At 56.4% G+C, this 11,928-nt stretch carries 11 protein-coding genes and 3 tRNA genes; 7 read left to right on the forward strand and 7 right to left on the reverse strand.

Annotation, left to right across the window (positions count from 1 at the left end; translation table 11 throughout):
* Positions 1-18: 18 nt before the first annotated feature.
* The gene (locus EDF81_RS11730; protein ID WP_123348304.1) at positions 19-1,482 is read left to right on the forward strand and encodes an anion permease; all 1,464 of its coding nucleotides are present in this window, start codon (positions 19-21) and stop codon (positions 1,480-1,482) included.
* Positions 1,483-1,548: 66 nt separating this feature from the next.
* Here the strand turns inward: EDF81_RS11730 and rlmM are convergent, their stop codons facing one another.
* The 4 genes from rlmM to EDF81_RS11750 form a co-directional block, all read right to left on the reverse strand.
* On the reverse strand, positions 1,549-2,649 hold the full coding sequence (gene rlmM, locus EDF81_RS11735; protein WP_123348305.1) for a 23S rRNA (cytidine(2498)-2'-O)-methyltransferase RlmM: 1,101 nt from the start codon (positions 2,647-2,649) through the stop codon (positions 1,549-1,551).
* The gene (locus EDF81_RS11740; protein ID WP_123348306.1) at positions 2,642-3,037 is read right to left on the reverse strand and encodes a DUF423 domain-containing protein; all 396 of its coding nucleotides are present in this window, start codon (positions 3,035-3,037) and stop codon (positions 2,642-2,644) included. Before EDF81_RS11740 ends, rlmM begins: the two co-directional genes overlap by 8 nt.
* Before the next feature lie 25 nt (positions 3,038-3,062).
* A complete protein-coding gene (gcvA, locus tag EDF81_RS11745; RefSeq protein ID WP_123348307.1) occupies positions 3,063-3,980 on the reverse strand; it encodes a glycine cleavage system transcriptional regulator GcvA in 918 nt (305 codons plus the stop codon).
* A 349-nt stretch (positions 3,981-4,329) separates the two neighbouring features.
* The gene (locus tag EDF81_RS11750) at positions 4,330-4,557 is read right to left on the reverse strand and encodes a YgdI/YgdR family lipoprotein (protein WP_123348308.1); all 228 of its coding nucleotides are present in this window, start codon (positions 4,555-4,557) and stop codon (positions 4,330-4,332) included.
* 194 nt (positions 4,558-4,751) lie between these two features.
* On the opposite strand from EDF81_RS11750, the gene csdA reads away from it, so the two are divergent.
* Complete coding sequence (gene csdA, locus EDF81_RS11755) at positions 4,752-5,960, forward strand: cysteine desulfurase CsdA (RefSeq protein WP_123348309.1); 1,209 nt, start codon at positions 4,752-4,754, stop codon at positions 5,958-5,960.
* The gene (csdE, locus tag EDF81_RS11760; RefSeq protein WP_123348310.1) at positions 5,957-6,391 is read left to right on the forward strand and encodes a cysteine desulfurase sulfur acceptor subunit CsdE; all 435 of its coding nucleotides are present in this window, start codon (positions 5,957-5,959) and stop codon (positions 6,389-6,391) included. Before csdA ends, csdE begins: the two co-directional genes overlap by 4 nt.
* On the opposite strand, the gene tcdA is transcribed toward csdE, so the two are convergent.
* Complete coding sequence (gene tcdA / locus EDF81_RS11765; RefSeq protein ID WP_123348311.1) at positions 6,382-7,188, reverse strand: tRNA cyclic N6-threonylcarbamoyladenosine(37) synthase TcdA; 807 nt, start codon at positions 7,186-7,188, stop codon at positions 6,382-6,384. The two genes, csdE and tcdA, sit on opposite strands and share 10 nt — an antisense overlap.
* A 96-nt stretch (positions 7,189-7,284) precedes the next feature.
* Positions 7,285-8,382 carry a murein transglycosylase A gene (gene mltA, locus EDF81_RS11770; protein ID WP_123348312.1) on the reverse strand — a complete coding sequence of 366 codons (1,098 nt, stop codon included), beginning with the start codon at positions 8,380-8,382 and terminating at the stop codon, positions 7,285-7,287.
* A gap of 215 nt (positions 8,383-8,597) precedes the next feature.
* On the opposite strand from mltA, the gene EDF81_RS11775 reads away from it, so the two are divergent.
* The 3 genes from EDF81_RS11775 to EDF81_RS11785 all read left to right on the forward strand — a co-directional run bounded on the left by EDF81_RS11775 (position 8,598) and on the right by EDF81_RS11785 (position 8,995).
* Positions 8,598-8,674: transfer RNA gene (locus tag EDF81_RS11775), tRNA-Met, on the forward strand.
* Between the two features lie 118 nt (positions 8,675-8,792).
* Positions 8,793-8,869: transfer RNA gene (locus EDF81_RS11780), tRNA-Met, on the forward strand.
* Positions 8,870-8,918: 49 nt separating this feature from the next.
* Positions 8,919-8,995, forward strand: a tRNA-Met gene (locus EDF81_RS11785).
* A 99-nt stretch (positions 8,996-9,094) separates the two neighbouring features.
* Here EDF81_RS11785 and amiC read toward each other — a convergent pair.
* Positions 9,095-10,348, reverse strand: coding sequence for an N-acetylmuramoyl-L-alanine amidase AmiC (gene amiC / locus EDF81_RS11790; RefSeq protein ID WP_123348313.1), 1,254 nt, complete (start codon positions 10,346-10,348; stop codon positions 9,095-9,097).
* 227 nt (positions 10,349-10,575) lie between these two features.
* Here amiC and argA point away from each other — a divergent pair, with 227 nt between their 5' ends.
* On the forward strand, positions 10,576-11,907 hold the full coding sequence (gene argA, locus EDF81_RS11795) for an amino-acid N-acetyltransferase (protein ID WP_123348314.1): 1,332 nt from the start codon (positions 10,576-10,578) through the stop codon (positions 11,905-11,907).
* The last annotated feature ends 21 nt before the right edge of the window (positions 11,908-11,928 follow it).

Consider the following 11,928-nt stretch of genomic DNA (forward strand, 5'->3'; position numbering starts at 1 on the left):
GATTCAGGAGAGTCACTTATGTCTGTAGCCAAAGGTAGTATCTGGAAGTTACTGGCCCCATTGATAGTGATGGGCGTTATGTTCCTTATTCCCGTTCCTGACGGTATGCCACCACAGGCCTGGCACTATTTCGCCGTTTTCGTGGCGATGATTGTCGGCATGATTCTGGAGCCCATTCCGGCAACCGCGATAAGCTTTATTGCCGTCACCATTTGCGTTATCGGAAGCAATTACCTGTTGTTTGATGCCAAAGAGCTGGCCGACCCTGCTTTTAACGCCGGTAAGCAGGCGCTGAAGTGGGGCCTGGCGGGTTTCTCCAGCACCACCGTCTGGCTGGTGTTCGGCGCGTTTATCTTCGCACTGGGCTATGAAGTCACCGGCCTTGGGCGTCGTATCGCGCTGTTTATGGTGAAATTCATGGGTAAACGTACCCTGACGTTGGGCTATGCGATTGTGATCATCGACATTTTACTGGCGCCGTTCACGCCCTCTAACACCGCCCGTACCGGCGGGACCGTATTCCCGGTAATTAAAAACCTGCCGCCGCTGTTCAAATCGTTCCCGAACGATCCGTCCTCCCGACGCATTGGCGGTTACCTGATGTGGATGATGGTGATCAGTACCAGCCTGAGCTCTTCGATGTTCATCACCGGCGCGGCACCGAACGTGCTGGGTCTGGAATTCGTGAGTAAAATCGCGGGCGTAAATATTAGCTGGGCACAGTGGTTTCTGAGCTTCCTGCCGGTTGGGATTATTTTGCTGATCGTCGCCCCGTGGCTCTCGTACATTCTCTATAAACCTGAAATCACGCACAGTGCGGAAGTGGCAACCTGGGCCAATGACGAACTGAAAACGATGGGACGTCTGACGCGCAAGGAGTCGACACTTATTGGCCTGGTGCTGTTGAGTTTAGGGCTGTGGGTATTCGGCGGCAGCGTGATTAATGCCACCGCCGTCGGGCTGCTGGCCATTTCGCTGATGTTGGCGCTGCATGTGGTGCCGTGGAAAGAGATTACCCGCTATAGCAGCGCCTGGAACACGCTGGTCAACCTCTCCACCCTGGTGGTCATGGCAAACGGCCTGACCCGATCCGGATTTATCGACTGGTTCGCCAATACCATGAGCACCCACCTGGAAGGTTTCTCACCTGACGCCACGGTTATCGTACTGGTGCTGGTGTTTTACTTTGCCCATTACCTGTTCGCCAGCCTTTCGGCGCACACCGCCACCATGCTGCCGGTGATTCTGGCCGTCGGCAAAGGCATTCCCGGCATTCCCATGGAGCAGCTGTGTATTCTGCTGGTGCTGTCGATCGGGATTATGGGTTGCCTGACGCCGTATGCCACCGGTCCCGGGGTCATCATCTATGGCTGTGGATATGTGAAATCCAAAGACTACTGGCGTCTCGGTGCCATCTTTGGGGTGATCTTTATTACCCTGCTGCTGCTGGTGGGCTGGCCAATTCTGGCGCTCTGGAACTAAGCGGGGAAAACATCAGCAGGCTTTGCGACATGAATACTGTCGCAGAGCCTGGTCTTTCAGATGGGATTAGCGTTCGTCGCGACGCCCGCCCACCGCCGCCCACAGGCGACGCACGTGAACCGTCACTTCTTCGCGATCGTGGTACAGCTGGCGCGCCTGGATCTGCGCGTTGATACCGTGCTCGTCCAGCTGGGCCTGGATATAGGCCAGATTCTGGGACAGCTCTTCATAGCGCTTTTTCATCGGCAGCTTAAGGTTGAAGATGGTTTCGCGGCACCAGCCGTTTACCAGCCACTGGGCCATCAGCGCCGAGACTTTGGCCGGTTTCTCGACCATATCGCAGACCATCCACGAAATATTGTTGCGGGTCGGACGATAGCGGAAACCGTCTTCGCGCAGCCAGGTCACCTGGCCGGTGTCCATCAGGCTCTGAGCCATCGGGCCGTTATCCACGGAAGAGACCCACATATTGCGTTTCACCAGCTGATAGGTCCAGCCGCCGGGACAGGCCCCGAGATCGACCGCGTACATGCCGTTCGCCAGACGCTCATCCCACTCGTCCGCCGGAATAAAGACGTGAAACGCCTCTTCCAGCTTCAGGGTGGAGCGGCTTGGCGCATCCGCAGGGAAGCGAAGACGCGGAATGCCCATATAGAACGGGGAGTTGTTATTCGAGTACGAATACCCGGTATAGCAGCAGCCCGGGGCGATAAAGAACAGATGCACCACGGGACGCTTCACCGTTTCATAGTTTGCCAGCACGCCCGCACCGCGCAGGGCGGCACGCAGCGGCACGGTAAACTTACGGCAGAACTTCATCAGCTCTTTGCTTTCGTTGGTGTCCGCGACTTCAACGCGCAGATCGCCGCCTTTCTCTACCACGCCCAGCAGCATGCCAAGGATCGGCGTAATGCGGTCTTCCGGGGGGAGATCGCGCAGCAGTTCACCGGCAACAAACATCTGGCGGGCAAACACCAGCGAGCTGAACGGCAGGTCACGCGCCAGTTTATCGGCCTCGTCCTGCTGGTAGCATTCGAAAATCACATAGCCGCTGTTATCTTTGACCCGCGCAAAACCAAACACCTCAAGGCGTGCGGCCTTATCGGTAATTTCCGCGGCGCACTCTTTCTCAAACCCCGGGCGACAATATAAAACCAGCTTATTCATGAACAACGCCCTTACGTTTCAGACGGATAGCACCAATTAACATTAAACCCCATCCGACAAGGAAGCAGACGCCGCCGACCGGCGTGACAAACGCCCACAGGCGCAGATGGGAGAGCGCGAGGCAATAAAGGCTGCCGCTAAACAGCACGGTGCCGAGCGCGAGAAATACACTGCTCCAGTAAAACCAGATGCTGATGCGTCGCTGCATGGCGACGGCCAGGCCAAAGATGGCAAGGGTATGGAACGCCTGGTACTCAAGACCGGTCTGGATCCAGCCCATCTCTGCCGCGCCCATCGACTTGCTTAATACGTGCGCGCCGAAGGCACCCAGCGCAACAAAAATAAAGCCACTTATCGCGGCGAAAATCAGCATGAAACGGCTGGTCATGTGGGTATCCTAAAAATTGAATGAGTTATTGTTCGTAGCGGAAGCGAAACTTTTCCTGCTCGCTGGCCGCTTTCGCCAGGATCCATTGCCGAAAGGCGGCTATTTTACCCAGTTCTGCCTGACTGTCATGACAAACCAGATAAAATGCATTCTTGCTGACCAGCACGTCGTTAAACGGGCAGACCAGACGCCCGGCTTCGATTTCCGTCTGGGCCATCACATTATTGGCCAGCGCCACGCCCTGCCCGTGAATCGCGGCCTGCAACACCATCGCGCTGTGGCTAAAAATCGGCCCCTGCTGCACATTGATATGACTGAGACCCAGCTGGCGCGTATAAGTTTGCCAGTCGCGACGGGAAGCATCGTGTAGAAGGGTATGCTGCGCCAGATCCGCCGGCATTTTTAGCGGCTTATCGCCGGTCAGCAGCAGCGGCGAGCACACCGGCAGCAGATATTCGGCGTACAATTTTTCGACTCTCAGCCCCGGCCAGTTTCCCCGACCGTAAAAAATCGCCACGTCGACATCATCGGCGAGTTTGTCTTCTTCGCGGTCCACGGCCTGAATTCGCACGTCGATTCCCGGATAAGCTGAGTTAAAGCTAGTGAGGCGTGGGACCAGCCAGTGAATGGCAAAGCTCGGCAGTAAACTGACGGTTAATGCCCCCCTGGCGCTGCGCGACTGGAGTTTACGCGTCGCCTCGGTTAATTGCGAAAAGATCTCTTTGATATCGAGGAAATAGCTCTGCCCTTCCTCGGTTAACAGCAGGGAACGATTGCGACGTCGGAACAGCTTAAGCCCCAGAAAGTCTTCCAGAGACTTGATTTGGTGGCTTACTGCGGCCTGTGTCACAAATAGCTCATCGGCCGCACGCGTAAAACTTAAATGGCGGGCTGCGGCATCAAATACACGTAATGCGTTGAGAGGAGGTAATCGCTTCGACATGGTTATCAGGCTTAGATGTTAATACCATTTAACAAAGGGGAAACAATGCGTAACCCATTAGTTTTTTTTATCTGAGCCATTATAATTTGTCCGTTGAGGAACTACCAGCAAATACCTATAGTGGCGGCACTTCCTGAGCCGGAACGAAGAGCTTTTTTCGGAATGCGTGTTCTGATGGGCTTTTGGCTTACGGTTGTGATGTTGTGTTGTTGTGTTTGCAATTGGTCTGCGATTCAGACCACGGTAGCAACGCTACCCTTTTTCACTTCCTGTACATTTACCCTGTCTGTCCATAGTGATTAATGTAGCACCGCAAATTGCGGTGCTTTTTTTTCGCCTGAAATCCGGGTTAGTTTTTCAGTTCGACCATTTCTTTCACGTCGGTGCGGTTGATCTGCTGTTTATTACCGTTGGCATCGGTATAGGAGATCATCCCGGTTTCATCATCGGTTTTAGGTTTCCCGTCGGAGACGATTGTCCGTCCATCATTGGTATGCATGACGTAGTTAGGGCTTGAGCAGGCGCTCAGGGCAAAGGTCAGCATACAGGCAGAGATAATTGCGGCAGTCTTTTTCATGATTTTTTCTCCGTTTAGCAATAAATGCTATGTAAACCTCGTTTGGTAACAGGCTACAACATTTACCTGACACTCTTCAGGATAACCTGCTTTCAGAAACCTGACGGCATAAACAGACAATTCCGAGGGACAATCCGCCCTTGCCCCGCCGTAAAAATTGCGCGACGATCTGCCTCATTGCCATGAGGAACCCCATGAACGCATTCAATCCCGCGCACTTCCGCGCGCAGTTTCCGGCCCTGGCCGACGCCGGTGTCTATCTGGATAGCGCCGCCACCGCCCTGAAACCGCAGGCGGTGATTGACGCTACCGCCAAATTTTACAGCCTGAGCGCCGGTAACGTGCACCGCAGCCAGTTTGTCGAAGCTCGTCGCCTGACCGCGCGCTATGAAGAGGCCCGTGAACGCGTCGCGGCGCTGCTTAATGCCCCGGACGGACAGGATATCGTCTGGACGCGAGGCACCACCGAAGCCATTAATATAGTGGCCCAGTGCTATGCCCGCCCGCGCCTGCAGCCCGGAGATGAAATTATCGTCAGCGAAGCCGAGCACCACGCGAACCTGGTGCCCTGGCTAATGGTTGCCGAACAGACCGGCGCACGGGTCGTCAAACTGCCTCTGAACGCCAGCCGTCTGCCGGACGTCGAGCGGCTCTCTTCGCTTATCACCCCGCGCAGCCGCATTCTGGCGCTGGGCCAAATGTCCAACGTGACCGGCGGCTGTCCGGATCTGGCCCGGGCCATTTCACTCGCCCACGCGGCCGATATGGTGGTGATGGTCGACGGCGCTCAGGGTGCGGTGCATTTCCCTGCCGACGTTCGGAAGCTGGATATCGACTTCTACGCCTTCTCCGGCCACAAACTGTATGGCCCCAACGGTATCGGCGCGCTTTATGGCAAACGCGAACTGCTGGAGCAGATGACGCCCTGGATGGGCGGCGGGAAGATGATCACTGAAGTGACCTTTGACGGCTTTAAAACCCAGCCGGTGCCTTACCGCCTTGAGGCGGGCACGCCCAACGTGGCAGGCGTGATCGGCCTGAGTGCCGTACTGGAATGGCTGGAAGAAACCGATATCGCCCAGGCCGAAAGCTATAGCCGTAGCCTCGCAACCCTGGCAGAAGAAGAGCTGGCAAAACGCCCAGGTTTCCGCTCCTTCCGCTGCCAGGATTCGAGCCTGCTCGCCTTCGATTTTGCCGGTATTCATCATAGCGATATGGCGACCCTGCTGGCGGAGTATGGCATTGCCCTGCGCGCCGGCCAGCACTGTGCCCAGCCGCTGCTGGCGGCCCTGGGCGTTAGCGGGACCCTGAGGGCTTCCTTCGCACCTTATAATACCCGCGCCGATGTGACCGCCCTGATCGACGCCGTCGATCGTGCCCTCGCTCTGCTGGAGGACGCATGATCCTGCACCCGTTTGGCACCACCATCACCGACACGACGCTGCGCGACACCTTTGCCCCACTGAAGCAGTGGGAAGAGAAGTATCGCCAGCTGATCCTGCTGGGTAAACAACTCCCGTCCCTGGCGGAAGACGATAAGGCCCGGGCGCAAGAAATCCCCGGCTGTGAAAACCGGGTCTGGCTGGGGTATCAGGTCGGGGATAACGGTGCGCTGCACTTCTTTGGCGACAGCGAAGGCCGGATTGTGCGCGGTCTGCTGGCGGTATTGCTGACCGCCGTAGAGGAAAAAACTGCCGATACGCTGCTGGCAGGCGACCCGCTGGCGCTGTTCGACGAGCTTGGCCTGCGCGGCCAGCTCAGCGCCTCACGCAGTCAGGGACTGGCGGCGCTGGCCGATGCGGTACAACAGTTTGCGCGTCAGGCTCAGGCCTGACGGGACGCTTTCGCCATCATTTTCTTCAGGGCGTGGGAAACGGCAATAAAGCCGAAGCTTGCGGTGACCATCGTCGCCGCGCCAAAACCTGAGGCGCAGTCCATCCGCTTTGGCCCCTCGGCGGTGCTTTTCATGGCGCAGACGGAGCCATCCGCCTGCGGATAAACCAGCGCTTCGGTCGAGAAAACGCAGTCCACGCCCAGCTTGCCCTTACTGTTTTTCACCACGCCAAAATCGCTTTTCAGACGCTCGCGCAGCTTGGCCGCCAGCGGATCCTGGATGGTTTTCGCCAGATCGCTGACCTGGATTTGCGTCGGGTCAATCTGCCCGCCCGCGCCGCCGGTGGTCACCAGCGGGATCTTATAGCGGCGGCAATACGCGATCAGCGCCGCCTTCGGCCTGACGCTGTCGATGGCGTCAATCACATAGCTAAAGCCGCGGCTAAGATACTCCGCCACGTTATCCACGGTGACAAAATCATCAATAATAGTGACCTGGCACTCGGGATTAATCTGCCGGATACGATCGGCCATCACTTCCGCTTTCGCCACGCCGACGGTTTCGCGCATGGCGTGGATCTGACGGTTAGTGTTGGTGACGCAAACATCGTCCATATCGATAAGCGTAATCGCCCCGATCCCGGTACGCGCCAGGGCTTCTGCCGCCCAGGAGCCCACGCCGCCGATGCCCACCACGCAGATATGCGACTGCGCGAAAAGCGACAGCGCCTCTTCACCATATAATCGCGCCGTGCCGCCGAAACGCTGGCGCCAGGCGTCGCTGATTACCACAGACATAGAACCTCAGAATGAAAAAGGGTGAGGCGCTGGCCTCACCCTGTCACTCTCCCCATCGGGAGAAGATGAACAGAAACGGTCGTCAGAATAGCATAATCAGCCGCTAAAGACGTTACCGGTGCCGGGGGCCGTTTTCAGGATCCAGACCCGTCCGTAGTGGTTATACCAGCCCGCACGATGACCTGCATCCGGGCCAATGCCCTGATAAATATCGAAGTGCTGGCCTTTAATCGCGCCACCCACGTCCAGCGCAACCATCAAACGCAGCTCGTACTGGCCGTTAAATTTACCGTTATTATCCAGCAGCGGGACTTCCGCCAGTAGCGTGGTACCTGCAGGCACGATGCTGCGATCGGAGGCCACAGAGGCGCGACCGATCAGCGGTACGGCGCTGGCGCCTTTTACCGGTGCCCAGGACTGCGGTTTAAAGAAGACAAAGGAGGCGTTCTGCTCCAGCAGTTCGCGCACCTCGGCTTCGCTGTGCTTTTCGCCCCACTCGCGGATGGCCTGCATCGACATATCTTCACGCTTCACCTCGCCCCGGTCGATCAGCACTTTGCCGATACTGCTGTAAGCGTGGCCGTTCTTCCCGGCATAGCTAAAGAAGTTGAGTGGGCTGCCGTCACCGAAGTCGATATAGCCGCTGCCCTGCACGTCCATAATGAAGTTATCCATCAGGGAGTTGCTGTACGCGAGGATATAGCTGTCGCTGAGCGCCCCGGAATAGATAGCCGCACGCGACGGCAGACGCCCGCGCTTGGACGGCATAGCGTAAATCGGATACTGGAATGCACCCTGACGGGTGTGACGCGCCTGAATGACCGGGGTGTAATAGCCGGTAAACTGAACGTTACCGTAGTTATCCGCACCTTCCATCTGCCAGGCGTCAATGCCGAACTGGCGCATGTTGCGGGTATCGCCCCCGGCGCGCAGCCAGTCCTGTACCGCATTAAAGACCTGGCTCTGGCCATTATAAAGACGTGGTGACGCGCTGCGGACCTGGCTGACCTGCTCGGCAAAATCCCCGGCGTTGATCGGCGCCCCGACCGCCTCAGGCTGGTTCACCAGCGAGAAGGGTTGATTAAACTTGCCGTCTTTATATTGCTGACCGCGATCGGTCGGCTTTGAGGTGCAGGCAGCCAGTACGGCTACAACCGCGCCCGTGAGAAGATACTTCGCCCAACGTGCTTTCATGGTTCTCGTCTTATGCTTACCCGTATGCGTGCTGAAGATAACAAACCCCCCGGCCGATTTAAATGCGCAACGGCGCCCTTACGCAACCTTACGCACAATACGTATGATAAATAATCGTTTCTGTTACTTTTTACGCTATCTATTATGAATATGCTGGAACCGGCAAAAAAAAGGTTGCATCAAAAAGTTAGCAGAGTATAGTGCGCATCCACGGACGCGGGGTGGAGCAGCCTGGTAGCTCGTCGGGCTCATAACCCGAAGGTCGTCGGTTCAAATCCGGCCCCCGCAACCAATTAAAATCTGAAGAAGTAGTTTACATGATGGAAGTGTAAACAGCTTTATACGAGTAGTTCGATTCACAGCAAGGCGGCGACGCAGCTGTGGAGCGAAATACGAAGTATAAATACGGACGCGGGGTGGAGCAGCCTGGTAGCTCGTCGGGCTCATAACCCGAAGGTCGTCGGTTCAAATCCGGCCCCCGCAACCAATACAATCTGAAGATGCTCGTTTACACGATGGAAGTGTAAACATACGGACGCGGGGTGGAGCAGCCTGGTAGCTCGTCGGGCTCATAACCCGAAGGTCGTCGGTTCAAATCCGGCCCCCGCAACCAACACAATAAGCACCTTAACGGGTGTTTTTTTGTATCTGCGTTTCCTGAAACCCCACATCATACCCAAAAAGAAAGGCGCTTCTCAGCACCCTTCTTCTGTTACCCGCGTCTTGCCAACGTTGCCCCATCGGCAAAGTAGGCTTTAATTCCCGCCAGAATCGACTCGGCCACTTCCTGCTGGAATTTGGCGGTCTTAAGCTTGCGCTCCTCTTCGACGTTACTGATAAATGCCGTTTCGACGAGGATCGACGGAATATCCGGCGCTTTCAGCACCGCAAAGCCCGCCTGCTCGACCTGGTTTTTATGCAGGCTGTTGACCCTGCCCAGACGACCCAGCACCGACTTACCAAACTTCAGGCTGTCGTTGATAGTCAGGGACTGGACCATATCGAACATGGTGTGGTCGAGATAGCGGTCGCCGCTTTTACTCACCCCACCGATAAGGTCGGCGGCGTTCTGGGTTTCCGCCAGGTATTTCGCTGCGGTACTGGTCGCGCCGCGCGTGGAGAGCGCAAATACCGACGAGCCGTGCGGCTGGCGGGTAGCGAAGGCATCCGCGTGAATCGAAATAAACAGATCCGCACGCTGCTTCTGGGCCTTGGCGACGCGCACCTTCAACGGAATAAAGACATCCTCGTTGCGCGTCATATAGGCCTTCATATTGCCTTCTTTTTCGATAAGCGCTTTCAGGCGACGGGCGATTTGCAGCACCACGTCTTTCTCCCGCGTTTTGTACTTACCGATAGCGCCGGGATCTTCGCCCCCGTGGCCCGGATCGAGCATGATAACAATAGGTCGGTCGCGCCCGGCTTTACCCGGCTGTGGCCCGCTGCTGGCAGGCGGCAGCTCTTTATCGAGGTTGCCCTTGTTGTAGTCTTCCAGCAACGCCAGGAGCGGATCCTGTTCGTTTGATCCATTCAGGGGATAGAGATCCATCACCAGACGCTCTTTAAACTCGGCGACCGGCGCCAGTGAGAACAGCTGCGGCGCAACGTTCTGCTTTAATTCAAAGACCATGCGAACGGTTTGCGGATCGAATTGACCCACGCGAGCTGACTTAATAAAGGGATCGTCGGCGCGCACCTGAGCCCCGACGCCTTTCAGCACCGAGTTAAGATTAACGCCCTCAATGTCCACCACCAGACGGTCTGGATTGCTGAGCGTAAACTGGCGATATTTCAGCAGCCGATTAGACTCAAGCGTGACGCGCGTATAGGTTGACGCAGGCCAGACACGCACGGCCACCACCTGGCTGACGGCGGCCAGACCGACCTGACTCACGCCTAATAACCACATCGCGCCTGCCCCCTGTAATAGACGACGGCGGCTTAATGGTGAGCTGGATCCAGACATGCCTCTCCCGAGCAATAAAATTAATGACTCAACTAAAACGACAAATTGACCAAAAACTTTAACGAATGACGCATATTCTGTCATCTATAAAAGCGTAAACATTCATATGTCTGCGCAATTCACAGGGATAAGAATGTTGTGGTAAATCAAAATTTGTACTTGCACCCGTACGCAGAAAAGAATAAAAATACACAAATTACGAATAAACATGCATTAAGGGGCTTGCCGTGGTGAAGGAACGTAGAACCGAACTGGTAGAGGGATTCCGTCATTCTGTTCCCTATATTAATACCCATCGGGGAAAGACGTTTGTCATCATGCTTGGCGGCGAAGCGATTGCCAACCATAATTTCTCAAGCATTGTCAATGACATAGGGCTTCTTCACAGCCTGGGCATCCGCCTGGTGCTGGTCTACGGTGCCCGACCGCAGATTGATGCCAATCTGGCAAGCAACCATCACGAGCCGATTTACCACAACCATATTCGCGTGACGGACGCCAGAACCCTTGAACTGGTTAAGCAGGCAGCCGGACAGCTGCAGCTGGATATTACCGCCCGTCTGTCGATGAGCCTGAACAACACCCCGCTGCAGGGCGCGCATATCAACGTGGTCAGCGGTAACTTTATTATTGCGCAGCCGCTGGGCGTCGAGGACGGCATTGACTACTGCCACAGCGGCCGTATCCGTCGTATCGATGAAGAGGCCATTCATCGCCAGCTGGACAGCGGTGCTATCGTCCTGATGGGCCCGGTTGCCGTCTCGGTGACCGGTGAAAGCTTTAACCTGACCTCGGAAGAGATTGCCACCCAGCTGGCGATCAAACTGAAGGCAGAAAAAATGATTGGCTTCTGCTCCTCTCAGGGCGTGACCAACCGCGAAGGCAATATTGTCTCAGAGCTGTTCCCCAACGAGGCCCAGGCCAGAGTGGAAGAGCTGGAAGCCGAAGGCGATTACCACTCCGGCACCGTGCGTTTCCTGCGCGGGGCGTTTAAAGCCTGCCGCAGCGGCGTACGTCGCAGCCACCTGATTAGCTATCAGGAGGATGGCGCGCTGCTGCAGGAACTCTTTTCCCGCGACGGTATCGGTACCCAGATTGTGATGGAGAGCGCCGAGCAGATCCGCCGCGCCACCATTAATGATATCGGCGGGATCCTTGAGCTGATCCGCCCTCTGGAAGAACAGGGCATCCTGGTGCGTCGCTCCCGCGAACAGCTGGAGATGGAGATCGATAAGTTCACCATCGTCCAGCGCGATAATCTGACCATCGCCTGTGCCGCGCTCTACCCATTCCCGGAAGAGAAAATCGGCGAAATGGCCTGCGTGGCGGTCCACCCGGACTACCGCAGCTCGTCGCGTGGGGAAGTGCTGCTGGAGCGCATTGCGCTTCAGGCGCGTCAGATGGGGCTGGAGAAGCTGTTTGTTCTGACGACCCGCAGCATTCACTGGTTCCAGGAGCGCGGTTTTACCCCGGTGGATATCGACTCGCTGCCGGAAAGCAAAAAAGAGATGTACAACTATCAGCGCCGCTCTAAGGTGCTGATGGCTAACCTGAGCTAACCGCCTGCCCCTCGCCGTCGA

Origin of the sequence: Enterobacter sp. BIGb0383, from assembly GCF_003751845.1 — a bacterium.
Classification (GTDB): domain Bacteria; phylum Pseudomonadota; class Gammaproteobacteria; order Enterobacterales; family Enterobacteriaceae; genus BIGb0383.

Excerpts from the sequence above, each read along its gene's own strand:
- amiC (WP_123348313.1), bottom strand. The coding sequence starts at position 10,348 with ATGTCTGGATCCAGCTCACCATTAAGCCGCCGTCGTCTATTACAGGGG.
- EDF81_RS11730 (WP_123348304.1), top strand. The coding sequence starts at position 19 with ATGTCTGTAGCCAAAGGTAGTATCTGGAAGTTACTGGCCCCATTGATA.
- rlmM (WP_123348305.1), bottom strand. The coding sequence starts at position 2,649 with ATGAATAAGCTGGTTTTATATTGTCGCCCGGGGTTTGAGAAAGAGTGC.
- tcdA (WP_123348311.1), bottom strand. The coding sequence starts at position 7,188 with ATGTCTGTGGTAATCAGCGACGCCTGGCGCCAGCGTTTCGGCGGCACG.
- csdE (WP_123348310.1), top strand. The coding sequence starts at position 5,957 with ATGATCCTGCACCCGTTTGGCACCACCATCACCGACACGACGCTGCGC.
- mltA (WP_123348312.1), bottom strand. The coding sequence starts at position 8,382 with ATGAAAGCACGTTGGGCGAAGTATCTTCTCACGGGCGCGGTTGTAGCC.
- EDF81_RS11750 (WP_123348308.1), bottom strand. The coding sequence starts at position 4,557 with ATGAAAAAGACTGCCGCAATTATCTCTGCCTGTATGCTGACCTTTGCC.
- csdA (WP_123348309.1), top strand. The coding sequence starts at position 4,752 with ATGAACGCATTCAATCCCGCGCACTTCCGCGCGCAGTTTCCGGCCCTG.
- gcvA (WP_123348307.1), bottom strand. The coding sequence starts at position 3,980 with ATGTCGAAGCGATTACCTCCTCTCAACGCATTACGTGTATTTGATGCC.
- EDF81_RS11740 (WP_123348306.1), bottom strand. The coding sequence starts at position 3,037 with ATGACCAGCCGTTTCATGCTGATTTTCGCCGCGATAAGTGGCTTTATT.